This window comes from Lactobacillus sp. HBUAS51381, from assembly GCF_012641095.1.
GTDB lineage: Bacteria > Bacillota > Bacilli > Lactobacillales > Lactobacillaceae > Levilactobacillus.
In genome coordinates, this window is sequence record NZ_JAAVSC010000011.1 from 1 (window position 1) to 22,805 (window position 22,805).

Consider the following 22,805-nt stretch of genomic DNA (forward strand, 5'->3'; position numbering starts at 1 on the left):
CCTTTTTTATACACTTTTTTTACTCTACACAGTATACAAAAATATCCGTTGCCAGTAATCAATTAAATTGATTACCAACAACAGATATTTTAGAACCGGCAATGACTAGTTTACTGAAATGATAACGTTACATCTTAAGCTTCTGGCGCATTGGAATCCGACGTTGCGGCCGTACTATCGGTAGCCGGTGTTTCATCAGGTGTTGTGCCATCTGATGAGTCATCACTATCATCTTCCTTGTCAACCTTGGCCATCGTCGCCACGGCGGTATCGTCGCCCAAGCGAATCAGGTGAACCCCTAAGGTTGCCCGACCCGTCTCGGAAACATCGCTACCGCTAAAGCGGATCATGACCCCTTTGTTGGTGACCAGCATGATATCCTCGTCGCCATCTAAGGTGGTTAACCCCGCCAACGGCCCGTTCTTTGCGGTCACGTTGACGGTCTTGATGCCCTTACCGCCACGGCCCTTGATTGGGTACTCACTGGCCGGCGTCTGTTTCCCATAACCCTTTTCGGAAATGACAAACACCCGACTGTCCGGCTGGAGAACGCTGGCGCCAATGACATAGTCACGATCCCGCAGACGAATCCCGCGAACCCCGGTTGCCGAGCGGCCCATGGACCGAACGTCCTTGGCCGCAAAGCTCACGGCGTAACCTAAGTGGGTCCCGATGATCATGTTGGCATCGCCATTAATAATGTCGACATCAATCAGTTCATCGTCTTCCTTAAGGTTAATGGCCTTCAGCCCGTTACTCCGGATATTGGCAAATTCATCAACCGGCGTCCGTTTGACCGTTCCTTGAACCGTGGTGAAGAAGAGATCCCGTTCGGCATTCTCTCCCGGATTAGCCACGTTGATCACGGCTTGCACGTGCTCGTTGTTGTTGATGCCCAACAGGTTAATGACCGGAATTCCCTTAGCCGTCCGCCCGTATTCAGGGATTTCATACCCCTTCATGCGGTAGACCTTCCCGGTGTTGGTAAAGAACAGCAACATGTCGTGGGTTGACGTGGCCACTAAGTGTTCGATGAAGTCGTCTTCATGAACGCCCATGCCTTGAACCCCTTTACCGCCCCGGTTTTGCGCCTTAAATTCGGACGTTGGCAACCGCTTGATGTAGCCGTTGTGAGTCAAGGAAACCACGACGTCTTCTTCGGCAATGAGGTCTTCGTCTTCCAGACTCAACACCTCACCGACCATTAATTCGGTCCGCCGCGCGTCACCGAACTTGTTCTGGATTTCCATCAATTCATCGTAGATAATGGCTTGTTGCCGTTCCTTGGAAGCCAAGATTTCCTTGTAATCCTTGATGTTTGCCATCACGTCGTTATATTCTTTTTCGACCTTCTCGCGCTCCAGACCGGTCAACCGAACCAACCGCATGTCCAAAATGGCTTGCGATTGCTTGTCTGACAAGCTGTAGCGGGTCATCAATTCATTTTTCGCCACTTCGGCGGTCTGAGACTGCCGAATGATGGTGATAATGGCATCGATGTGATCGAGGGCAATCCGCAACCCTTCCAGGATGTGGGCCCGCGCTTCGGCTTTCTTCAGTTCAAACTGCGTCCGCCGCCGGATAACTTCCAATTGGAAGTCCAGGTAGTATTGCAGAATGGCCTTTAAGCCCAGAACCTTCGGCGCGCCATTGACGATCGCCAACATGTTGATCCCAAACGAGGTCTGCATGAGCGTCATCTTGTAGAGGTTATTTAAAATGACTTCGGCACTGGCATCCCGACGAACATCGATCACGATCCGCATCCCGGTCCGGTCGGTTTCATCGTTGACATCGGTAATGCCCTCGATCCGCTTATCCCGTGCCAGTTCGGCGATCCGTTCGATCAGCTTAGCCTTGTTGACCATGTACGGAATTTCCGTGGCCACAATGCGTTGCTTGCCATTCTTCTCTTCTTCAATATCAACCTTCGCCCGTAAGGTAATCGTACCCTTCCCGGTCTCGTAAGCCCGGCGAATGGCCGCCTTACCCATGACGATCCCCCCGGTTGGGAAGTCGGGGCCTGGTAAGACCTCCATCAACTCAGCCAGACTGGCATCCGGGTTCTTCATCAAAATGTGCAGGGCACTGATGACTTCCGTCAGGTTGTGCGGCGGAATGTTCGTTGCCATCCCCACGGCGATCCCGGAAGCCCCATTGACTAGCAGGTTCGGGAACCGTGATGGTAGCACGACGGGTTCGCGTTCGGACCCATCATAGTTATCTTGAAAATCGATCGTATCCTTGTTGATATCGCGTAGCATTTCCATCGCGATCTTACTCAACCGCGCTTCGGTATACCGCATGGCAGCGGCCCCGTCACCATCGACGGACCCGAAGTTCCCGTGACCGTCGACTAACATGTAACGGTACGAGAAGTCTTGGGCCATCCGAACCATTGATTCGTACACGGCGGAATCCCCGTGCGGATGGTATTTCCCTAAGACATCCCCGACCATCCGGGCAGATTTCCGGAATGGCTTGTCGGGGGTAATCCCGAGTTCGTGCATATCATACAAAATCCGACGGTGGACGGGTTTCAACCCATCCCGCACGTCTGGTAACGCCCGTTGCACAATCACACTCATCGCGTAGTCCAAGAAGGATGTTCGCATGGTTTGTGAAAGGTCAACGTCGGTAATCCGACCTATATTGTAATCTTGATCAGCCAAATTTTTACCCTCCGTTCTTCACTAAACATCCAACTCGGCGAAGGTGGCATTATCCTCAATAAATTCCCGTCGAGGTGCAACCTTATCCCCCATCAACATGCTAAACACTTGGTCCGCATTGATGGCATCATTAGCGTCGACCCGTAACAGACGCCGGTTCTCTGGCTTCATGGTCGTATCCCACAGTTGTTCGGCATCCATTTCACCAAGCCCCTTGTACCGTTGAATCTGTGGCTTCGGTGCAGGTGGTAATTGGCCTAACAATTCCTTTAATTCGTCATCGGAATCCAGGTAACGCTGCATCTTGCCTTGGCGAACCCGGTACAACGGTGGGCAAGCGATATACACGTAGCCGGCGTCCAACAATGGGCGCATGTAACGGTAAATCAACGTCAACAGCAGCGTCCGAATGTGGGCCCCGTCGACATCGGCATCGGTCATGATGATCAGTTTGTGATAGTTGGCTTTGGACACATCAAAATCAGAGCCAAAACCAGTTCCCATCGCCGTAAACATCGACCGAATTTCTTCGTTCGCCAAGATCCGGTCCATTGAGGCCTTTTCGACGTTCAAAATCTTCCCCCGAATCGGTAGGATCGCCTGAGTCAACCGCGACCGGCCCTGTTTAGCAGACCCACCGGCGGAATCCCCTTCGACGATGAATAATTCGGAAATAGCGGGGTCCTTGGACGTGTTATCGGCCAATTTCCCAGGTAGGTTAGAGATTTCCAACCCACTCTTCTTCCGGGTAACTTCACGGGCCCGCTTAGCCGCAACCCGGGCCTTAGAGGCCAGCGTCCCCTTGTCCACAATCTTACGGGCAATGTCGGGATGTTCCATCAGGTAACGCATGAAGTGATCGGCAAACGTGTGATCCACGGCCGTCCGCGCATCGGAGTTCCCTAACTTGGTCTTGGTTTGACCTTCAAATTGGGGGTTCGGATGCTTCACCGAAACCACGGCCGTCATCCCTTCACGGACATCATCCCCGGTCAGGTTGGCTTCGTTATCCTTCATCAATTTGTTTTGCCGCGCGTAATCGTTCACAACCCGCGTCAACGCCCGTTTGAACCCTTCCTCGTGCGTCCCACCTTCATAGGTGTGAATGTTGTTGGTAAAGGTCAACAGGTTGTTGTGGTAGTCGTCCGTATATTGAAGGGCCACTTCCACGGTAATCCCGTTTTCTGCCCCTTCAACGTAAATTGGAGGTTCGAATAGCGTGGTCTTATTTTCGTTTAAATAGTCAACGTAGTGCCGAATCCCACCTTCGTAGTGGAAATCCTCTTCCGTTGGTTTTTCTGGGCGTTCATCACGAATGGTGATCCGCAAGCCCTTGTTCAGGAAGGCCAGTTCACGAATCCGCGTCGTCAACGTCTTGATATCAAACGTCGTCGTTTCCCGGAAGATATCTGGATCTGGCAGGAAATGGACGATCGTGCCGTGACGATCGGGGTCCAAGCCCTCTTCCATCACGTACATGGGCTTATCGACATGCCCCCGTTTAAAGGTGATGCCGTAGCGCTTGCCGCCCCGAATGACTTGGACTTCCAGATGCGTGGACAACGCGTTAACCACGGACGCCCCGACACCATGGAGACCACCAGAAACCTTGTATCCGCCACCGCCGAACTTACCGCCGGCGTGTAGGATGGTGTAAACCGTTTCTAGGGCAGGCTTCCCCGTCTTCTTCTGGATATCGACTGGAATTCCCCGGCCGTTATCACTGACGGTAATACTGTTGTCCTTTTCAACCGTGACGTGAATGGAATCCGCAAAGCCTGCCAAGGCTTCATCAATTCCGTTATCCACAATTTCCCAAACCAGGTGATGGAGACCTTGGGCACTCGTTGAACCAATGTACATCCCAGGCCGCTTCCGGACCGCTTCCAGGCCTTCTAGAACCTGGATTTGGCTGGCATCGTATTCTCTGGCTTGTTCCGCCTTAGTTTCGTGTTCTTTATCAGCCACTGATTAATCCTCCTTTGTTGCCGGATCGCCACTTGGGGCCGATCCATCGGCCACCACAGTCCCATTGTCCACGTGAAAAATGGTCGGGTCCTTGATCAGCTGGCGGGTGATTCCGCTCAAGCTGGTGGTGGTAATAAACGTCTGTACTTTATCCTGAATAGCCTTCAGCAGGTGCGTCTGCCGGGCATCATCTAGTTCTGAAAGCACGTCATCGAGCAATAAAACTGGGTATTCCCCAGTCTCTTCTTTCATCAGGTCAATCTCGGCGAGCTTCACACTCAGTGCCGTTGTCCGTTGCTGTCCTTGAGACCCAAACGTCTGCACGTTCTTGCCGTTGACGCGAAAATGTAGATCATCGCGGTGTGGACCAACCAACGTGGTACCCCGGTATAATTCCTTAGCCTGATGTTCCTGATAAAGCTGAGTTAACGCCGCACAAATCGACTCCGGGTTCGTCAATTGATCCTCGGGAACCTGGGTCGCGTAGTGAAACGTCAATTCTTCCTTCTGCTGTGAGATCTCGGCATGAATCGCCTGTGCCCAGTGCTCCAGCTTATGTAACATCCGCAGCCGCTGGGCAATGATCTCCGCGCCATACGCGGCCAGTTGGTCGGATAAGACCGACAAAAACAACAGGTCACGATTTTGTTTATGCTGTAAATCCTTGAGGTACCGATTTCGCTGCTTCAATAACGTCCGGTACTGACTCAAGTTGTACAGGTAACGGGGATTCATCTGGCCAAACTCCATGTCCATAAAGCGCCGCCGAACGGTCGGAGCTCCTTTGACAATGGCGAGATCTTCTGGTGCAAACAAAATCACGTTGAGCTGACCGACATATTGTGACAGTCGGGCCTGCTCAAGGTGATTCACTTTGGCGCGCTTACCCTGACGCGAGAACGTTAATTCCAAGGGTACCGTCCCAGCTGCCTTGACCACCCGGCCACTGACCTTCGCCGTTTTGGCCTGCCAGTTTACGAGATCGTGATCATTTGCGGTACGGTGACTGCGCGTCAACGCAAGCACGTAGATTGCCTCTAATAGATTGGTCTTGCCCTGCGCATTTTCTCCCAATAAAACGTTAATCCCGGGTCCTAACTCGAGACTGGCACTGGGATAATTCCGAAAATGCTGCAGCCGCAACTCTTGCAAATACATTATTCACCCTGCTTTGAGCGTATAAAAAATAATCCTGTATCAGGTACTTCCACCGTATCACCAGGATACAGCTTGCGGCCCCGCCGGTTGTCCGGCTCGTCGTTGATATTAACGGTGTTTTCCCGTAAATACCACTTGGCTTGACCGCCAGTACTGATAATGGATTCTTCCTTGAGTAACTGGCCTAAAGTAATGTAGGGCGTCTCAATGAAAACTTCTTTTTTCACAATTTCACCCCTTAATTTTATTCTCTTCTATTATACCGCTTTTGGGCGAAAAGTACAGTTTAACTGCTTGATTTTTGCGTTCTCAGGCAATCTGAGGCTTTCTTGATATTTTTGGGTAAAAGTCGGTAAATCTGCTCTAATCTAAAAATAGCGGCCTTATATCGATTTTTTTGTTTTTTCAACCTTTTTTTCAGTCATTTTTGAAACGTCATGAAAATCACTAAAAATATGCGCACGCAATTAGCTGATTTCACGTGAAAAATGGGTTGTTCTAGGGACTATTTTCAAGAAAGCGCGATTTTAGCCGAAATGGTCTTGCGCGATTAAGCGAATTTGGGAGATTACTGCGCCGTTTGGGGCGGTTATTTTTTGATCGTCACTTGGCCGAAACGTGCGGAACCGGGTAGATCCCTGCGCTTAACCTCATTAAGCCCAAAATCTAAATCCGGGATTGGCTCGCTGCCATTACTTAAATTCGTTCTTTGATTTTATCTAGCCGAAACGTGCGGAACCAGGCAGATCCCTGCGCTTAACCCCATTAAGCCCAAAATCTAAATCCGGGATTTTTGACTTAATGACGTTAATGCTCAGGATCTAAGCGCCTGGTTCCGCACTCTTTAACCAAAAAAACGCCACCTCATTTCTGAGGTGACGCTGTGTTAGTTTACTTTAGAACGTCCGAACTGGTGTAATCAGTTGGATGAAGTTGCTGGTGTCTTCCGTTGGGACCAACGTAAATGGTCGCAAGGCGGACGTGAAGGCCACGCGGATCGTGGTTTGACCAAACGACCGGAGCGCATCCTTCATGTAATCTGGGTTGAAGGAAATCTCGAGGTCATCCCCCGTGAGTTCCTTCGGTGCCAAGTCTTCTTCGACATTCCCAACATCCGGGGAATTACTGAAGATCGTGACCTGATTGTCGGCTGGCGTCAAGGTCAGCTTAACCACGTTGTTCCGCGATTCGTGGGACAACAGCGATGCCCGCTCCACGGCTGCCAACAATTCTGGCGCTTCGAATTCTACCGTCGTTGAGGCTTCCTTAGGAATCAACCGCGACGTATCCGGGTAGTTTCCTTCGAGTAGCCGGGAATAAAACGAGGTGTCACCCAATAAGAACAACACTTGGTTTTCGGAGAATTGCATCTTCACGTCGCTGTCGTCATCGCCGATCATCCGGGACAATTCGGTCAGACTCTTCCCCGGAATAATGACATCAAACGCTGCGTCGGTTGGCGTTGGCAATTCAATCTGCCGTTGAGACAACCGGTGACTGTCCGTGGCAACCGCCAGGAATTGATTGTCGGCCAAGACGAAATGCACCCCGGTTAGGATGGGCCGACTTTCCTGATTGGACACGGCAATGACCGTTTGACTAATCAGTTCCTTGAAGACGGCGCCGGACAAGACCATGGAATCGCCGGCATCGACCTCTGGTAAATGCGGATAGTTATTGGCATCTTGGCCGTTGATGTTAAAGGCCGCCGATCCTGACGTGATCTCCGTTTGGAACCCATCCTTAACCGTGACGGTCATGGTTTGTTCGGGCAAGCGCTTGACGATTTCGCTGAAGAAACGGGCCGTTAGGACAATGGCGCCGGGTTCATCAATGGTTAACCCAATGTCAGGGTCGTCTGCACGAATGAGTGATTCAATCGAAATGTCGGCGTTAGACCCGGTGAGTAAGAGGCCCGCATCACTGGCAACGATCTTGATCCCGGTCAAAATGGGAATTGTAGTCTTAGATGAAATGGCGCGAGACACATTGTTGAGCTCCTTAACGAAGGCCGCCCGGTTAATGGAAAATTTCATAAGTTGAGACACTCCTTTTTAGTGGTGCGTAGTTTACTTAATTAAAAGAGAAAAACAGTAGCCGTAGTAGAGCGGTGTATTCTGTGGATAACTTTGAAGAACCGCTTGTGTTACTAGGTTTTCCACTTGTGGATAACTTGTGGAAAACTTTAGGCCTTTTCAGTTTTTATCCACACGCTCTGTTCGCGATACCTCTATCATACCGCAAGTGGTCACTAAAAAACCGTCACGAGTCTGCTAACTTGGGTGCCGACTCGGACGGTTTCATCCTAGCGCCGTAATTCGTCTTTTAAATTATCAATGTCTTTTTGAAGCTCGGCATCCGTCTTGAGTGAATCTTGGATCTTGTCGTACGCGTGGATGACCGTGGTGTGATCCTTACCGCCAAACTCGTTACCGATTCGGGGCAGCGAGGCTTCCGTTAATTCTCGCGACAGGTACATGGCAATCTGTCGGGGCATGACAATCGCTTGCTTGCGTTTCTTCCCCTTGAGATCCTTGAGGGAGACGTGGAAGTAATTGGCCACGCGATCCTGAATGACGGGAATCGTCACGGCATCGGTAGCGTTAGCCAAGTTCAAACTCTTCAAGGCTTCGGCCGCCAGATCGGTGGTAATCGGTTGATGCATCAACTGATGGTAGGCTTGAACCCGCGCCAAGGCGCCCTCTAACTCGCGCACGTTGGAGTCAATCTGACCCGCGATGTAGCTGAGTGTGTCGTCGGGGATGTCAATCTGGTCGGCATCGGCCTTGTTCCGTAAGATGGCAATCCGCGTTTCCAAATCTGGTGGCGTAATATCTACGGATAACCCCCAGGCAAACCGCGAAACTAAGCGGTCTTGGAGCTTGGGAATCTCGTTGGGTAAGCGATCAGAAGTTAACACAATCTGCTTCTCATCGTCGTAAAGTGCATTAAATGTATGGAAGAACTCTTCTTGGGTTCCTTCCTTATTAGCGAAGAACTGAATATCATCGACCAGTAGCAGATCAACGTTACGGTACTCCTGTCTGAACTGCTCCTGCGTCCGGGTTTGAATCGCATTAATAAAGTCATTCGTGAAGGCTTCGCTCGTGACATATTTAACCTTGGTGTCTGGCCGATCTTCAAGCATTTTGTTGCCGATCGCGTGCATCAAGTGGGTCTTACCAAGGCCCACGCCACCGTAGAAGAACAACGGATTGTACATCACGCCGGGTTCTTCGGAGACCACCAAGGCCGCTGCATGGGCCATTTGGTTGCCTTTTCCGATGACAAATGTGTCAAAAGTGTAGCGGGAATTCAAAGCCGTTTCCTTCATAAAAGTGGGCGTCGGTTCAGCGGTCTCGGTGGCCGTCGCTGATGTGGCGGTCTTAGCCTTACGCGTCGCCTGTTGCTGGCGTTCACTTTCGATGATTAAAACGGGTTGAATATCTTCGTGAGCGGCTTGGTATGCGTATTCTACCAATTGCTGGTCCAGATGTTGATGGGTCCAGTAATCACGATGCAGGGGTGACGGAAGTTCCAACGTCAATTGACTGCCCTCTAAGGCAATCGGCTTGGCCGTTTCGATCCAAGTCGTGTAGGTCGTTGGTGTGTTATTTTCTTTAAATAACGCCTTGATATCAGTCCATAAAGTTGACATATCTGGCACTGATGAATCCCCCTATTATTTTTTAAAGTGTCATTTTCCAAATGGGCGCACGAGGCCCAAACGAAAACGTAAGTCCAGTGTAGCATGAAGAAAAAAAGTTTTCCACAGGGCATTTGAGACTGTGGAAAATTGTTTCACAGGAAGTGAATTGAGTTATCCACAGGCAAGTCAAAAGCTGTGGATAGTTTTGGCTGGCTTGAGTTATACACAGAGGACACAGTGCTATAAAAAGCATAGCGACAAGTGTTTCACAAGTTATCCACAGAATTCACTGAACCTAATATTTAGAAATAAACAGGCTGTGGAACAGTGGATAACCTGGTGGGAAAGTCCGGAAAAACTTTTTTTAAAATCGAGAGTTATCCACAGCCTAAGTGCATGAAACAAATTTCGCCGGGGACAACTTTTTCTTGGAAATTCAAAGTTCCTATTTCCATTCTGCGGAATTTATGCTAATATGTTCAGGAAATGCATTTAGTATTTGTCTGGCTTCACCAGATAAAAAATAGTCATAGTTAAGAGAGGAGATTTTACGATGAAGCGCACTTTCCAACCAAAGAAACGTCACCGTTCACGTGTCCACGGCTTCCGCAAGCGTATGAGCACTAGCAATGGCCGTCAAGTATTAGCACGTCGCCGTCAAAAGGGACGTAAAGTATTGTCTGCATAGGCCGCTGATGGTTCAGTGGTCTTTTTATTTTATCTGCGAGTTGACTGGAACTCTAATCGCTCGCGGACTGTTCAATAAATCGTTGAGAATTTTGGAGATGCACCATGCGAAAATCTTACCGCATTAAGAAAGAAGCGGAATTTCAGCAGGTCTTTGAAACCAGAAATTCAGTCGCTAACCGGCAATTTGTGGTGTATTCAATGGAAAAACCTGATCAATTACATTTTCGAGTTGGCATTTCGGTCGGCAAAAAGATTGGTAACGCGGTCCACCGTAACTGGGTGAAGCGCCGGATTCGGCAGAGTCTACTCGAGCTAAAGCCGCATCTTAAGCAAGATGTGGACTTTCTCGTGATTGCTCGGCCCCGGGCAGACGGCATTTCCATGACCGATGCGAAGAGCAGCCTGATTCATGTTTTGAAGCTGGCAAAACTGCTAGATTCCAACTATAGCGAGGAATAAAAGTGAAAAAGTACAAACGTACCCTACTTATGCTAGGTATTGTGAGCTTGGTCTTTATCCTTTCCGCTTGTAGCAACGCGCCAATTACGGATAAGAGTACCGGGATTTGGGACGGCTGGATCGTTCTGAACTTCTCCCGGGCCATTATCGGGTTGGCCCACATGTTCGGCGGAAGCTACGGTGTCGGGATTATCATCTTCACCATCATTGTGCGGATTATCTTACTGCCACTGATGATCTTCCAGACCCGCAGCATGCGGAAGACGCAAGACCTGCAGCCACAATTAAAGGCTTTACAAAAGAAGTACTCCTCAAAAGATCGCGAAACGATGCAAAAAATGCAGGCCGAACAGCAAAAGCTGTATTCGGAAGCGGGGGTTCACCCCATGTTGGGTTGCCTACCTGCAGTGGTTCAGTTGCCAATCATCTGGGCCTTGTATCAAGCCATCTGGCGGACGGCCGTGTTACGGTCCGGTAGTTTCTTGTGGCTCCAATTAGGTCACAAGGACCCGTACTTCATCCTACCAATCTTGGCCGCTGTCGCCACGATGATTAGTTCGTGGTTAAGCACCAAGTCGATGCCAGAATCGAACTCGATGAGCACCATGATGGTTGTCGGGATGCCCGTGGTGGTCTTCTTCACGGCCCTGAACGTGCCATCGTCTCTGTCCTTATACTGGACGATCTCATACGTGTTCCAAGTGGGTCAAACCTTGTTGATTCAAAATCCGTGGAAGATCCAAGCGGAACGCGATGCCAAGGACAAGGAAAAGAAAGATCACGATCGGGCGGTTCAAAAGGCCATCCGGCGTGCAAAGCAAAGCAAACGCAAGTAACAGAACGCTTAAATGCATTTTATCGATCCGCAGCCGAGGTGGTTGCGGGTCTTTTTTGTATAAGAGCGTGTAGCAAGCTGCCTAGATTCTGAGCATTAGGGAAATAAGACGTTTCTGTTCGGCTGTGCCGGACAGGAGCGGCTTATTTGTCTAAGCGGAGGAATCTGGCTTGCGAAACGCGTTTCGGAGGCCGCAAATCTCCGAAGTCTAATGGCGAGAGCAAATCCAACGCTCCAAGCTAACCTAGTCACTAACAACTGTGCCGGATAGGAGTCACTTAGCTTTTAGCTTTCTAAGCGCAGGGACCTGCCGGGGCGAACGCGTTTCGGAGGCCGCAAGTCTCCAAAGTCTAACGGCGGGAGCAAAATTAGCGCGCTAAACTAAAGCTACCAACAACCAATTCCCTTGACCCAATGAGTTTTATGTTATGCAGCATCACCTCCTAAAGGCCGCCCTATACTTACTACTAATGTTATTTTAACGGGATTAGTTGCGCGCTTTCCAAGAGCTTAGTCAATCCTTAAGTATTGCGGTCTACCGCGCATGTTTTTTTCGGCGGAGGCCTCAATCAACCGCATGACATCTGGAAAATCTGTAATTTTCAAACGGATTACGGAGCGCGTCGTAGCCGTTATGGTATACTAAATTTTAGCGAAAAAGACATGGAGGAATGGACGATGACAATCTACACGGGGAAAACGGAAGAAGCGGCGATTGCGGCAGGATTGGCCGCGTTAAATAGTCGTCGCGATCAAGTCGTTACCAAAGTGGTCGCCACTCCACGGAAGGGGTTCTTGGGACTCGGTCGGCGGGAGGCCATGGTTGACGTGGTCTTGAAGACGGTGGTCGAGGACACCACGGCCCCAGCACCGGCAAAGTCGCCGGCCCCGAAGTCGGTTGCGCCAGCAAAGGCCCAAGTCGCTCCGAAACCGGCAACGCCAGCGCCAGCGCCTACGGCCGAACCCACGGTGACACCACAGGAGCGCCGTAAGCGACGTGAGGCGGCGGTCAATGCCGTGCAGGATTACTTGGCAACCATTGTCGAACAACTGGGCATAGACGCCACGATAGACGCCGAGGCGGGGGGCCATCGCCAAGTCCGCTTGGTTTTTACCACCGATAAGGAAGGCCTCCTGATTGGCAAGCACGGGCGAACCATCAATGCGCTACAGAGTCTGGGCCAGCTGTTCTTGAACCATCATGGGGCCGCGCACGTGGAGCTGGAGTTGGACGTGGCGAACTACCGGGAACGGCGAGCGGCCACGTTGACGCGTTTGGCGGAGAGCACAGCGCGTGAGGTGGTGGCCACGGGGAAGCCGATTTATTTGGACCCGATGCCCTCGTTTGAACGCAAGCAGATTCACGCGGTCTTGGCCAAGAACCGGTACGTGACGACCTATTCGGCGGGGAAGGAACCGCACCGCGCCGTTGTGATCGAACCGGCATAAGTTTCGTTTGACAAACGGCCGATTACCCCTTATAGTGAAGACAATCATTCTTATCAAGTTTACGATAAAGTAGTGAAAGTACTTTATCCACGCACAGTTAGGTGGCGTGGAGTAGGTGCTTTTTTTTATGGCGTTAAATGATACGCCCGGGCTGAAGAACGGAAAAGTTCGGCAACGGTTAGCGGAACTTGGTAGGAACCATCGACAGAATAGAATTTCAAAAGGAGGATGGCTCATGGCAGTCACCACAACAGAATTTGATACGATTGCAGCAATTTCGACCCCGCCTGGTGAGGGGGGCATTTCCATTATTCGGTTGAGCGGTGAAGAGGTCTTCGCCGTTGCGGGTAAGTTGTTTAAGGGTGCGGACCTGACGCAGGTTGCGAGCCATACGATTCACTACGGCCACATCATCGACCCCGAAACCAACGAAGAAGTCGACGAGGTCATGGTCACCGTGATGCGGGCGCCAAAGACCTATACCAAAGAAGATATCGTGGAGATCAATTGCCACGGCGGGATCGTGGCGACGAACCGGATCTTACAGCTGTGCCTGAGTTATGGCGCGCGGTTGGCGGAACCCGGCGAGTATACCAAGCGGGCCTTCTTGAATGGCCGAATTGACTTGACGCAGGCCGAATCCGTGATGGATCTGATCAGAGCGAAGACGGATAAGTCCATGAAGGTCGCTTTAGACCAGTTGGACGGTGATTTGTCGAAATTGATTCGGCATCTGCGCCAAGATATCCTCGACGCCTTGGCCCAAGTGGAAGTCAACATCGACTATCCCGAATACGATGACGTGGAGACCATGACCACGAAGATGCTGCTGGAGAAGGCCCAAGAGGTCAAGAAGCAGATTCAGGCCTTACTGGCCACCGCCAAGCAGGGGAAGGTCCTGCGAGAAGGCCTAGCCACGGCGATCGTTGGCCGGCCCAACGTCGGGAAGAGTAGCCTGTTGAATCATTTGTTACACGAAGACAAGGCGATCGTGACCGACGTTGCCGGGACCACCCGTGATGTGATTGAGGAATACGTCAACGTCAAGGGTGTGCCGCTGAAATTAATCGACACGGCCGGTATTCGCGACACCACGGATAAGGTTGAAAAGATCGGGGTCGAACGCTCGCGCAAGGCCATCAACACCGCCGATTTGGTCATGTTGGTGCTCAACGCCAGCGAACCCCTGACCGCCGAGGATGAACAGCTCCTGACGGCGACCGCCGACACGCAACGCATCCTGATCTTAAACAAGACGGATTTGCCACAAAAGCTGGATATGGCGGCGCTCAAACGGGCCGCCGGCGACAGTCCGATCATCGAGACATCCATCCTGCAGAGCGCGGGTTTGGACAAGCTGGAGGAGACGATTGCCCACCTGTTCTTTGACGAGGGCATTGAATCCAGCCAGAACACGGTGATGGTCACCAACGCCCGCCACATTGGGTTACTTCATCAAGCCAGTGCGGCCCTAGACGATGTGATGCACGGGATTGCTGCGGGGATGCCCGTGGATCTGGTACAGATCGACATGACCCGTGCTTGGGATTTACTGGGTGAAATTACCGGCGACAGCTATCAAGATGAGCTGCTCGACCAGTTATTTAGCCAATTCTGTTTAGGCAAATAAGCGAAAATTTAAACCATTAAGAGACCGCTTGACCGCCGCTGAACCGACGATCGGGCATGGAGGGAAAGAACCATGACTGAAGTAATTGAATATCCGGGACAGGACTACGACGTCATCGTCGTCGGTGCCGGTCATGCCGGTAGCGAGGCCGCTCTGGCCGCCGCGCGAATGGGCAACAAGACCTTATTAATGACGATCAACCTAGACATGGTGGCCTTTATGCCATGTAACCCATCCGTCGGGGGCCCGGCCAAGGGTATCGTGGTCCGCGAAATTGACGCCTTGGGTGGCGAAATGGGCCGCAACATCGACAAGACCTATGTACAGATGCGGATGCTCAACACGGGTAAGGGCCCGGCCGTCCGCGCCTTGCGCGCCCAGGCGGATAAGCACGCCTATCACGCCGAAATGAAGCACACGATCGAACGCGAACCTAACCTGACCCTGCGTCAGGGAATCGTGGATGATTTAATCGTCGAAGATGGCGTCTGCAAGGGTGTGATCACCAATACTGGGGCCCGTTACCAGGCTAAGGCCGTCGTGATTGCGGCCGGTACTGCGGCGCGGGGCAAGATTATTATTGGGGAATTGATGTATTCATCCGGTCCCAACAACTCCCAACCGGCCAACAAGCTGACGGCGAACCTGCCGAAATACGGGTTCAGTCTGGAACGTTTCAAGACCGGGACGCCACCACGAGTTGACGGCAACACGATTCACTACGATGAGACCGAAGAGCAGCCGGGGGACAAAGAACCCAACCATTTCAGTTTCACCACACCGGATAGCGCCTATTTGGATTTGAAGAACCAGTTGTCTTGCTGGTTGACCTACACCAACCAGAAGACCCACGAGATCATCAAGGCCAACTTGGATCGCGCGCCGATGTTCACGGGGGTTATCGAGGGTGTCGGTCCCCGGTACTGCCCATCCATCGAGGACAAGATTGTGCGGTTTGCGGACAAGCCACGGCACCAACTCTTCTTGGAACCAGAAGGCCGGAACACGGACGAATGGTACGTTCAAGGCCTGTCAACGTCCATGCCGGAAGAGGTGCAACAGAAGATTCTCCACTCCATCAAGGGGTTAGAGGATGCCCAGATGATGCGTCCCGGTTACGCCATCGAATACGATGTCGTGTCGCCTTACCAGTTGCGGCCGACCTTGGAAACCAAGCCGTTGAAGAACCTGTTCACGGCGGGGCAAACCAACGGGACGTCCGGTTACGAAGAGGCCGCGGGCCAAGGCTTGCTGGCCGGTATTAACGCCGGGTTGCGTGCCCTGGGGAAGCCTGGCTTCACGTTGAAGCGTTCCGATGCCTACATCGGCGTCATGGTCGATGATCTGGTCACCAAGGGAACGAACGAACCTTACCGGCTATTGACGAGTCGGGCCGAATACCGGCTGATTCTGCGTCACGACAACGCCGACCTGCGTTTGACGGCTAAGGGCCACGAACTGGGCCTGATCAGCGACGACCGGTACCAAGCCTTCTTGGACAAGAAAGCGGCCTTAAAAGCTGAAATCGACCGGTTGAACAGCATCCGGATCAAGCCCAACGACAGCATCAACGCCTTTATCGAAAGCCATGGCGACAAGCCGCTCCAAGATGGCGTGTTGGCGGCAGTCTTCTTACGGCGGCCATACGTCGATTACCAGACGTTGTTGGACTTCATTCCAGCACCAGCCCAACCGTTGGACCGGCACATTGTCGAAGAAATTGAGATTTCGCTGAAGTATGCCGGCTACATTAAGAAGGCCGAAGACAACGTCGCGAAGTTGAAGCGGATGGAAGCCAAGGCGATTCCAGCAAACATCGATTATGATGCCATTGATGGTCTCGCAACGGAGGCCCACCAGAAGCTCAAGAAGATCCAACCCGAAACCTTGGCTCAGGCAAGTCGGATCAGTGGGGTTAACCCGGCTGATATTGCGATTCTGAGTGTGTACATTGAACAGGGGAAGATCGCGAAAGTGAAGTAAAAATTGCAAAGTAAAGGACGATCCCGACTGTGGTGATCGTCCTTTTTTATTATCATAAAATTAGTTATTAATAACTAATAAGATATTAATAACAGGCTATATGAAATCTTTACACGTTTTTTGCGAAAACGACACGTTGGTTGGGTATTCTAAATGAAGTAGCCCCTTAGCCAAAATGGGTTAGGCGTCAGGTAGGTGAAAAGTCAGTTCCTCGGCCGTGTAAGGCGGTGTTTGCCGAGCTTCGGCAAAACTCCGCGCGTCGGCCGGAATGTGACATTGGCGGGCCACGGTGATGGCGAACTCACGAAAGGCAAACCCGATGGCCGTGGTGAGTTCGCCATCGACAACGACGGGTTGGCGTCGGAGATTTTGTTTGGGGATGAAAGGATACTGACTGTAAAACTCCTCAAAGATCCCCGCCGTGAATTGGTGGTGATCCAACAGGCCAGCTTGTGCTAACAGGATGGGGGCACTTGAAATCGCCGCCAGTTTCATCGCGGGAAGCTGTTTCTGCGCGCGCTGGAGAAACTCACAGTGGCGATGATCAGCCAGGGGAATCCGGAAGTCATCAATGCCGGGTAAGAGGAGCAGTTGCGCGTTACTCAGATCGGTGTCCGCCAAGGTTTGATCGGGGAGGACGTGAAAGTGGTCTTCACTTTCAACCGGCGTCCGATCCACCGCGATGGTCACGAGCGGATGGGACTCTTCGGCAAAGGCAAAGAGACTGGTGAGACACGTGATTTCAAAGGGTGAAAACCCGGGGTACAGGAGCACGTAAATGGTATTTCTGATCATGGAACGGAACCTCCTACTGTGAGTCAACGAAAGGGCAGGAATGCCTAGGAATCACGGCCAACCTTCGGTAAAATTGAACACTGGGGAATTAAATCTCGAGTAGGGAGTTTTACGTTATGAAAATCGGTCTGTTGAGTCTCGGTATCATCCTGGTGTTGGTGAGTCATGGCTTGCATCACCACACGCTACGACAGCTACAACAAGCAACAACGGTGCGTCATACGCGGAGTCGCACCGTGTACCATGGTTTCTTGTACTTAGGATTGATGTATGTCGCCGTCGGCCTGTGGCGTCCAGCGTGGTTGGACGCCCGGGTGATTGGTCTGCTTCTGCTGGTTGATGTGTTGGCTACGGGGATGAGTTACTATCAGCATCACCAGCGCACCTATCCGGCGGCAACGCGAGCACTTTGGCAACGACAGGCATGGTATTTAGTGGGTAGCCAGATCATTCTGGCCGCCGTGTTACTGGGGACGCTGACGCAATTGCCAGCATAATTAAATGGTCATTCGGAGAACCCGTGGACGCTGAACAAGCAACGTGCGCGGGATTTTTTATCAGGGGGAAAGTTCAAATGAAACGTTATTCACCGGCAGCGGCGCAGCAGGCGTTGCTCCAGATCTTAGATGAAGTGAATCACCAGCAAGAAACGATTGTGGTGACGCCGACAGATGGTAATGACGCCAATTCGGCTATTATTGTCGCCAAGTATGAATGGGAGGCTTTGAAAGCCGCGCTAGAAGCGGCACAACAGCCCACGCGTAAGGCGCTTGAGATGGATCTGAATAAGATTGAATGGGGCTAGTAAAAAAGCCGCGTCACCAAACGGCTAATGTGGCTTAGTATTTTCCACTACCCATGATAAAGGCGCGGGCGATTGAAGAGATTAAGAAAACGATTTGAATCGTGAAATCAATCCGATTTAATGGATTGCTATCGGATGTACTCTCAAAGACATTAAAGTGCAGCATCGCGGTGATCAGCGAGCTAAAACAGAGAAAGGCAACGATTTGGGGGTCTTGAAGAGTAAGCATGGCAACTAACAGAACCAATGTCAGAATCGGAACGAAAACCTTAGCTGGGGTGGTTGGAAAGCGTGTGTCGGTCATGGTCTTCACCTCGTTTCGTTAAATGAGAATATGAGATTTTAATTATAACTTGTACCCATCATACCAGAAATTCTGGTTAAAGGGGTAAATTAATGCCTTAAAAGTAAAATAAGCCACCAAACGGTTCTAAAAATCACCCGTTAGCGCTAGTCCAACTAACGTTAACGGGCGATTCGTGTTTATTTTGAATCTTTTAAGATTATGCAGCAACTGCTAGGCCAGCAACAGATTTTCCAGCGTAGCGAACGAATCCGCCTCGTGCGTCGGATGGTAGTCCGCCGAACCCGTAGCGTGCCGGGGATTGAACCAGATGCTGTCGAGATGGGCATTGGTCGCGCCGAGAACGTCGGAGTGGAGGCTATCGCCGATCATGACGGTGTTGGCCGCGGACATGGTCGGGTACTGCGCGAAGATGGGCGCGAAGAAGCGCTTATCTGGCTTGTCGAAGCCGACATCCTCGGAGATGAAGACACTGTCAAAGTAGGCGGTTAACCGTGAACCGCGCAGACGATTCAGTTGAATGGACTTGGTACCATTGGTGCCCGCGATGACCGTCACCCCGGCGCGTTGTAGGTTGGTGAGAAAGGTCGTGGCGCCGGGCAACGTATAGTAGTTGTGATCCAGCATGGCCTTGTATTGCTTTTCCAGGGCCAAACCATCGACTGTGACCCCGAGGGCGCCGAAAGCCTGGGTGAAGCGGCGGTCCAACAGTGGCTTGCGGTCGGCGCCCAATTCAATCTGATGCCAGATACGCTGATTAATCTGCACGTAGGTGGCTAAGCCGCGTTGAATGTCGGTGACGCCGTTTTCCTGCAGGAGCTGGGTGACCCCTTCATTTTCACCACGGGTAAAATCAAGGAGGGTATCGTCTAAATCAATAATGGCAAATTTTTTCATGGGCGCGCACCTTTCGAAATGAGTTTTCCTGAGTTTAGCAAATTTTCGTCTAAAATTCCAATTCATTTAAAAAGTCGCGCCACTCACGAGGAGGGACACAACTAAGAGCATCATCTATTTTTTAGTGAGTCGCGCGAGCTGACTGGCACACCAGCCGAAGATGATCCCGACGAGTGCGGGAACGGCCCAACTAAAGCCTTGAGCGGCCAGGGGAAGCTGATTGTTCAACGCGAGAATGGCGCGACTCCAACCGGCCTGTTGCAAGTGCGTCGGTAGGGCGGCCACGGCCGAAAAAATGGCCGGTATTAGCGTGAATAGCATCGCTAGGCCGAATAACCAGCGACTGGTGCCCAACAGCGGTGAGAGCACCGCCAGCACGATCAGGACGATGGCTAGCGGGTATAGGAACATCAGCACCGGCGTGGAGTAGTTGATTAATTTGGTCAGCCCAACGTTAGCGAATAGACACGGCAGTACGCTGGCAAAGATAATCAGCCCCGGATAAGATAGTCGGGGAAACATGGCATGAAAGGTGTCGCCAAAGGCCGAGATTAAGCCAATCGCCGTCTTCAAACAGGCAATGATGACGATTAGGGCCAGCAAAAGATTTCCGAAGACACCGAAATACTGATTGGCAATCTGCGCCAGCGTAATCCCGCCATTCTCTGCGGCCGCAAATTTGCCCAGACTCATGGTGCCCATCAAGGCCAATAGGGTGTAGATGAGCCCCATGAGGACGACGCTGATGGTGCCGGCCTTGATCACGTCCTTGGCAATCTGTCCGGGTTCGGTCACGCCTAGCGCCCGGATACTGTCGATGACGACAATGCCAAAGGCCAATGAGGCCAGGGCGTCCAACGTGTTGTACCCCTCCGTAAAGCCAGTGGCTAGCGGACTCGCGGCATAGGCGCCGCGTGCGGCAAAGTGAAAGCCACCCATGGGTTTAACGAAGGTAGCGAGGATCAATAGTCCCAACAGAATCAAGAAGATTGGCGTGAGCCATTTGCCAATATAGGTCATCAGCTTACCGGGATTGCGGGCGAGCCACCAAGCGAGCACAAAGAACAGGATGGAGAAGCTCGCCAAGACCAGGCCTTGGTGCGGCCGACTGACGAATGGCGCCAGGCCAATCTGGTAGGACGTTGTGGCCAAGCGGGGCAGGGCAAAGAAGGGGCCCACGGTCAGATATAACAGGACCGTAAAGGCGTAGGCGAACGGCCGGTTGACGGTCGTCGCGAGATCGAAGACGCCCTCGCTACGGGTGAGCCCAATGCCCGTTACCCCCAATAGGGGCAGGCCAATCCCGGTGAGGAGTAGGCCAATGATGGCCGGGCCAACGTTATGCCCCGCTTGTTGCCCCAGAAAAACGGGAAAGATCAGGTTACCGGCACCAAAGAAGAGCCCAAAGAGCATCATGCCGATAAAGAGAAGTTCCCGCCAAGATAATCGAGTTTTCAAAATCATCGCAACTTTCTATATGTAAGTGCGGTCCGTGCAGACCATAGGTAAGCATAGCAAAAAAAGGCGCCCAAGGAAACGGGCACCTCTTACAAATTTATTTATCAGCGACGGTGAACCGGGTCTGATGATGCTGGGGCTGTTCAATCTCATCGAGAATGGCCACGGCCATGGTTCCGGCAGACGTGCCGGATTGTTGCTGTGCGTTGACCAATAGGTCGTCGTCACCCATCAGATAAGGCGTCGCTTCGCCCGGGTGGAAATTCGCGGCTGGTGAAACGCCGACCCAGTTGACGTTGTCCACGTCGCGCAGGAAGTTAAGTTCCTTTAATTGGTTTTGGGGAACGCTGAGGAAGCTGGCGGCGTTGGGGTCCTTGGCAATGTCATGCACGAACAGATGATGATCGTCGCCGGTTTGCAAGCTCCCCGCCCCGAGAATGAAGACCAAGCGTGGCGTGGTGGTTGTGCGTAACTTGGCCACTAGGTTCGCCGCGAGATCCACGTGTTGAAAGGCCAAGCTGGGCGCGGTGGCAAAGGCATCGATGACCACGTCGGCCGCGCCCAATTCATCGGTGGTCAGGGCGAAGGCGTCCTGCACCTTGGTGGTGAGCTGGGGATGGGCCGGCAACTTGGCCAGTTTATCCGCCGAACGGGCCAGGGCCGTCACCGTGTGACCGCGCCGTAAAGCTTCTGCAACCAGAGCTGATCCGGCCATGCCGGTTGCCCCAATAATTGTAATTTTCATAAAGGAACCTCCCATATTTTGCTGGGATCAGTATACCGGTTTTCGAGTTGCCCGCCAACAATTAAGCCTCATCGCGGTTGTAGGTGTGGTAGAGTAGGAGAAAACGTCAAGGGGGCAATGAAATGAAAAATGTGGTTCAGGGACAGTTGGTGCACTTAACGGAAATGCGGGACGGGGATGCCGAGTGGCTCCAGGATACGCAATGGGAGCCAGGGTTATTGCGAAACCTATCGGCCGACGCGCTCCATCCGTGGACGGCCGCCGAGTACGCGGAATTGGCCGCGGATCCCGACAGCGACGAGCACTTCTTCTTCATGGTGCGGGCCAACGCCGACGACGGCCTGCTGGGATGGGTGATTTTAGACGAAATTCAATTCAAAAACCGGCGAGCGGAGTTGGGCATTGCGTTACCCGTGGCCAGTGATCGGGGTCAGGGCTACGGGGTGGACACCCTCAATACAATTCTGTCGTTTGCCTTCAACGAATTGGGACTCCACAAGGTGACGTTGGATGTGAATGCCAACAATCAGGCGGCGCTCCGGGCGTATAACGCGGTCGGTTTCGTACGCGAAGGGATTAACCGAGAGGCCGTTTATCAGGATGGTCAGTGGCTCGATCTCTATCAGTTTGGCATCTTAGCACAGGAGTGGTGGGCTGTTTCACGTGGAACAATTCCAGACGAAAACACCACCACCGACTAAAGTGTCGACAGCGGTGTTTCACATGAAACATTTAGCCCGCGGGCCACGGTGAATCCGTGTTGACGTGCGCGTTGAGTCCGGCTTGCTCGTGACGGCGTTCCTTGCGTTGGGCCGTCCGTCGCTCGTAGCCGGCACACAGATAGCGTTGTTCGTCCGTAACCGGTGTGACGTTGGGCAGCGGCGCCGTGACGGACTTGTCGTCAATCACGTAGGTAATGAAGCAGGTGAAGCCGACGAAGCGTTCGCCCGTCGTCAGGTTTTCACCAATGATTTTGACGAAGACCTCCAGCGAACGCGTGCCAGTCCCGCTGACGTAGGCTTCCAAGATCATGGAGTCATCGAGGTGAAAGGGCCGCAGGAAGCTCACGTGATCAAACGAAGCGGTGACCACGGTCTTGTGTGTGAGCCGAACCGCTGCCACGGAAGCACTATCGTCGACGAGCGAGAGAATTTTACCCCCAAAAACGGTTTGGTGTTCATTTAAATCCGGTTGAAAGACCCGATGTGTCGTCACGATTAAGGTGGCGTTGCAGGGAACGGGTGTGGGTTGAGTGGTCATAGGCATCCTCCATTCATGAACCGCTATCTCTCATTCTACCAGACTCCC

At 52.1% G+C, this 22,805-nt stretch carries 21 protein-coding genes; 9 read left to right on the top strand and 12 right to left on the bottom strand.

The features are described from left to right. Positions 1–134: 134 nt before the first annotated feature. From gyrA to dnaA, 6 genes are all read right to left on the bottom strand, one after another. Entirely contained in the window at positions 135–2,672 is a 2,538-nt protein-coding gene (gyrA, locus tag HEQ50_RS05360) for a DNA gyrase subunit A (protein ID WP_168899498.1), read from the bottom strand. A gap of 21 nt (positions 2,673–2,693) precedes the next feature. After that, on the bottom strand, positions 2,694–4,640 hold the full coding sequence (gene gyrB, locus HEQ50_RS05365) for a DNA topoisomerase (ATP-hydrolyzing) subunit B (protein WP_168899499.1): 1,947 nt from the start codon (positions 4,638–4,640) through the stop codon (positions 2,694–2,696). Between the two features lie 3 nt (positions 4,641–4,643). Then, on the bottom strand, positions 4,644–5,798 hold the full coding sequence (gene recF, locus HEQ50_RS05370; protein ID WP_168899500.1) for a DNA replication/repair protein RecF: 1,155 nt from the start codon (positions 5,796–5,798) through the stop codon (positions 4,644–4,646). Then, entirely contained in the window at positions 5,798–6,025 is a 228-nt protein-coding gene (gene yaaA / locus HEQ50_RS05375) for a S4 domain-containing protein YaaA (RefSeq protein WP_057731463.1), read from the bottom strand. Before yaaA ends, recF begins: the two co-directional genes overlap by 1 nt. 669 nt (positions 6,026–6,694) lie before the next feature. After that, positions 6,695–7,834, bottom strand: coding sequence for a DNA polymerase III subunit beta (dnaN, locus tag HEQ50_RS05380; protein WP_168899501.1), 1,140 nt, complete (start codon positions 7,832–7,834; stop codon positions 6,695–6,697). A 269-nt stretch (positions 7,835–8,103) separates the two neighbouring features. Next, positions 8,104–9,465, bottom strand: coding sequence for a chromosomal replication initiator protein DnaA (gene dnaA, locus HEQ50_RS05385; RefSeq protein WP_168899502.1), 1,362 nt, complete (start codon positions 9,463–9,465; stop codon positions 8,104–8,106). A 535-nt stretch (positions 9,466–10,000) separates the two neighbouring features. On the opposite strand from dnaA, the gene rpmH reads away from it, so the two are divergent. The 6 genes from rpmH (at position 10,001) to mnmG (ending at position 16,493) form a co-directional block, all read left to right on the top strand. Further along, on the top strand, positions 10,001–10,135 hold the full coding sequence (rpmH, locus tag HEQ50_RS05390) for a 50S ribosomal protein L34 (protein ID WP_081624573.1): 135 nt from the start codon (positions 10,001–10,003) through the stop codon (positions 10,133–10,135). Between the two features lie 104 nt (positions 10,136–10,239). After that, positions 10,240–10,596 (top strand): ribonuclease P protein component, encoded by a 357-nt coding sequence (rnpA, locus tag HEQ50_RS05395; RefSeq protein WP_168899503.1) that lies wholly within the window; start codon positions 10,240–10,242, stop codon positions 10,594–10,596. Positions 10,597–10,598: 2 nt separating this feature from the next. Further along, complete coding sequence (gene yidC / locus HEQ50_RS05400) at positions 10,599–11,432, top strand: membrane protein insertase YidC (RefSeq protein WP_334427385.1); 834 nt, start codon at positions 10,599–10,601, stop codon at positions 11,430–11,432. A 677-nt stretch (positions 11,433–12,109) separates the two neighbouring features. Beyond that, positions 12,110–12,880 carry an RNA-binding cell elongation regulator Jag/EloR gene (jag, locus tag HEQ50_RS05405; RefSeq protein ID WP_168899504.1) on the top strand — a complete coding sequence of 257 codons (771 nt, stop codon included), beginning with the start codon at positions 12,110–12,112 and terminating at the stop codon, positions 12,878–12,880. 235 nt (positions 12,881–13,115) lie between these two features. Next, the gene (mnmE, locus tag HEQ50_RS05410) at positions 13,116–14,510 is read left to right on the top strand and encodes a tRNA uridine-5-carboxymethylaminomethyl(34) synthesis GTPase MnmE (protein WP_168899505.1); all 1,395 of its coding nucleotides are present in this window, start codon (positions 13,116–13,118) and stop codon (positions 14,508–14,510) included. A 72-nt stretch (positions 14,511–14,582) separates the two neighbouring features. After that, positions 14,583–16,493, top strand: a complete 1,911-nt coding sequence (gene mnmG / locus HEQ50_RS05415) for a tRNA uridine-5-carboxymethylaminomethyl(34) synthesis enzyme MnmG (RefSeq protein ID WP_168899506.1) — start codon at positions 14,583–14,585, stop codon at positions 16,491–16,493. A gap of 180 nt (positions 16,494–16,673) precedes the next feature. On the opposite strand, the gene HEQ50_RS05420 is transcribed toward mnmG, so the two are convergent. Further along, positions 16,674–17,288 carry a DJ-1/PfpI family protein gene (locus HEQ50_RS05420; RefSeq protein ID WP_168899507.1) on the bottom strand — a complete coding sequence of 205 codons (615 nt, stop codon included), beginning with the start codon at positions 17,286–17,288 and terminating at the stop codon, positions 16,674–16,676. A gap of 116 nt (positions 17,289–17,404) precedes the next feature. On the opposite strand from HEQ50_RS05420, the gene HEQ50_RS05425 reads away from it, so the two are divergent. Beyond that, on the top strand, positions 17,405–17,785 hold the full coding sequence (locus HEQ50_RS05425; RefSeq protein WP_168899508.1) for a hypothetical protein: 381 nt from the start codon (positions 17,405–17,407) through the stop codon (positions 17,783–17,785). A gap of 77 nt (positions 17,786–17,862) precedes the next feature. Further along, a complete protein-coding gene (locus HEQ50_RS05430; RefSeq protein ID WP_168899509.1) occupies positions 17,863–18,093 on the top strand; it encodes a type II toxin-antitoxin system Phd/YefM family antitoxin in 231 nt (76 codons plus the stop codon). A gap of 34 nt (positions 18,094–18,127) precedes the next feature. On the opposite strand, the gene HEQ50_RS05435 is transcribed toward HEQ50_RS05430, so the two are convergent. The 4 genes from HEQ50_RS05435 to HEQ50_RS05450 all read right to left on the bottom strand — a co-directional run bounded on the left by HEQ50_RS05435 (position 18,128) and on the right by HEQ50_RS05450 (position 21,497). Further along, entirely contained in the window at positions 18,128–18,397 is a 270-nt protein-coding gene (locus tag HEQ50_RS05435; RefSeq protein ID WP_168899510.1) for a hypothetical protein, read from the bottom strand. Positions 18,398–18,610: 213 nt separating this feature from the next. Beyond that, positions 18,611–19,294, bottom strand: a complete 684-nt coding sequence (locus tag HEQ50_RS05440) for a YjjG family noncanonical pyrimidine nucleotidase (RefSeq protein WP_168899511.1) — start codon at positions 19,292–19,294, stop codon at positions 18,611–18,613. A 114-nt stretch (positions 19,295–19,408) separates the two neighbouring features. After that, the gene (brnQ, locus tag HEQ50_RS05445; RefSeq protein WP_211089222.1) at positions 19,409–20,752 is read right to left on the bottom strand and encodes a branched-chain amino acid transport system II carrier protein; all 1,344 of its coding nucleotides are present in this window, start codon (positions 20,750–20,752) and stop codon (positions 19,409–19,411) included. A 97-nt stretch (positions 20,753–20,849) separates the two neighbouring features. Continuing rightward, positions 20,850–21,497 carry an NAD(P)-dependent oxidoreductase gene (locus HEQ50_RS05450; RefSeq protein WP_168899513.1) on the bottom strand — a complete coding sequence of 216 codons (648 nt, stop codon included), beginning with the start codon at positions 21,495–21,497 and terminating at the stop codon, positions 20,850–20,852. 122 nt (positions 21,498–21,619) lie between these two features. On the opposite strand from HEQ50_RS05450, the gene HEQ50_RS05455 reads away from it, so the two are divergent. Then, positions 21,620–22,198, top strand: coding sequence for a GNAT family N-acetyltransferase (locus tag HEQ50_RS05455; protein ID WP_168899514.1), 579 nt, complete (start codon positions 21,620–21,622; stop codon positions 22,196–22,198). 31 nt (positions 22,199–22,229) lie between these two features. Here HEQ50_RS05455 and HEQ50_RS05460 read toward each other — a convergent pair whose 3' ends face one another. Beyond that, on the bottom strand, positions 22,230–22,757 hold the full coding sequence (locus HEQ50_RS05460) for an acyl-CoA thioesterase (protein WP_168899515.1): 528 nt from the start codon (positions 22,755–22,757) through the stop codon (positions 22,230–22,232). Positions 22,758–22,805 lie beyond the last annotated feature (48 nt).

What these genes read in the sequence shown, in the direction of transcription:
- HEQ50_RS05430 (WP_168899509.1), top strand. Translation starts at nt 17,863, where the DNA reads ATGAAACGTTATTCACCGGCAGCGGCGCAGCAGGCGTTGCTCCAGATC.
- HEQ50_RS05450 (WP_168899513.1), bottom strand. Translation starts at nt 21,497, where the DNA reads ATGAAAATTACAATTATTGGGGCAACCGGCATGGCCGGATCAGCTCTG.
- rnpA (WP_168899503.1), top strand. Translation starts at nt 10,240, where the DNA reads ATGCGAAAATCTTACCGCATTAAGAAAGAAGCGGAATTTCAGCAGGTC.
- HEQ50_RS05455 (WP_168899514.1), top strand. Translation starts at nt 21,620, where the DNA reads ATGAAAAATGTGGTTCAGGGACAGTTGGTGCACTTAACGGAAATGCGG.
- HEQ50_RS05420 (WP_168899507.1), bottom strand. Translation starts at nt 17,288, where the DNA reads ATGATCAGAAATACCATTTACGTGCTCCTGTACCCCGGGTTTTCACCC.
- HEQ50_RS05460 (WP_168899515.1), bottom strand. Translation starts at nt 22,757, where the DNA reads ATGACCACTCAACCCACACCCGTTCCCTGCAACGCCACCTTAATCGTG.
- HEQ50_RS05440 (WP_168899511.1), bottom strand. Translation starts at nt 19,294, where the DNA reads ATGAAAAAATTTGCCATTATTGATTTAGACGATACCCTCCTTGATTTT.
- recF (WP_168899500.1), bottom strand. Translation starts at nt 5,798, where the DNA reads ATGTATTTGCAAGAGTTGCGGCTGCAGCATTTTCGGAATTATCCCAGT.
- mnmE (WP_168899505.1), top strand. Translation starts at nt 13,116, where the DNA reads ATGGCAGTCACCACAACAGAATTTGATACGATTGCAGCAATTTCGACC.
- jag (WP_168899504.1), top strand. Translation starts at nt 12,110, where the DNA reads ATGACAATCTACACGGGGAAAACGGAAGAAGCGGCGATTGCGGCAGGA.
- dnaN (WP_168899501.1), bottom strand. Translation starts at nt 7,834, where the DNA reads ATGAAATTTTCCATTAACCGGGCGGCCTTCGTTAAGGAGCTCAACAAT.
- mnmG (WP_168899506.1), top strand. Translation starts at nt 14,583, where the DNA reads ATGACTGAAGTAATTGAATATCCGGGACAGGACTACGACGTCATCGTC.
- HEQ50_RS05435 (WP_168899510.1), bottom strand. Translation starts at nt 18,397, where the DNA reads ATGACCGACACACGCTTTCCAACCACCCCAGCTAAGGTTTTCGTTCCG.
- HEQ50_RS05425 (WP_168899508.1), top strand. Translation starts at nt 17,405, where the DNA reads ATGAAAATCGGTCTGTTGAGTCTCGGTATCATCCTGGTGTTGGTGAGT.
- rpmH (WP_081624573.1), top strand. Translation starts at nt 10,001, where the DNA reads ATGAAGCGCACTTTCCAACCAAAGAAACGTCACCGTTCACGTGTCCAC.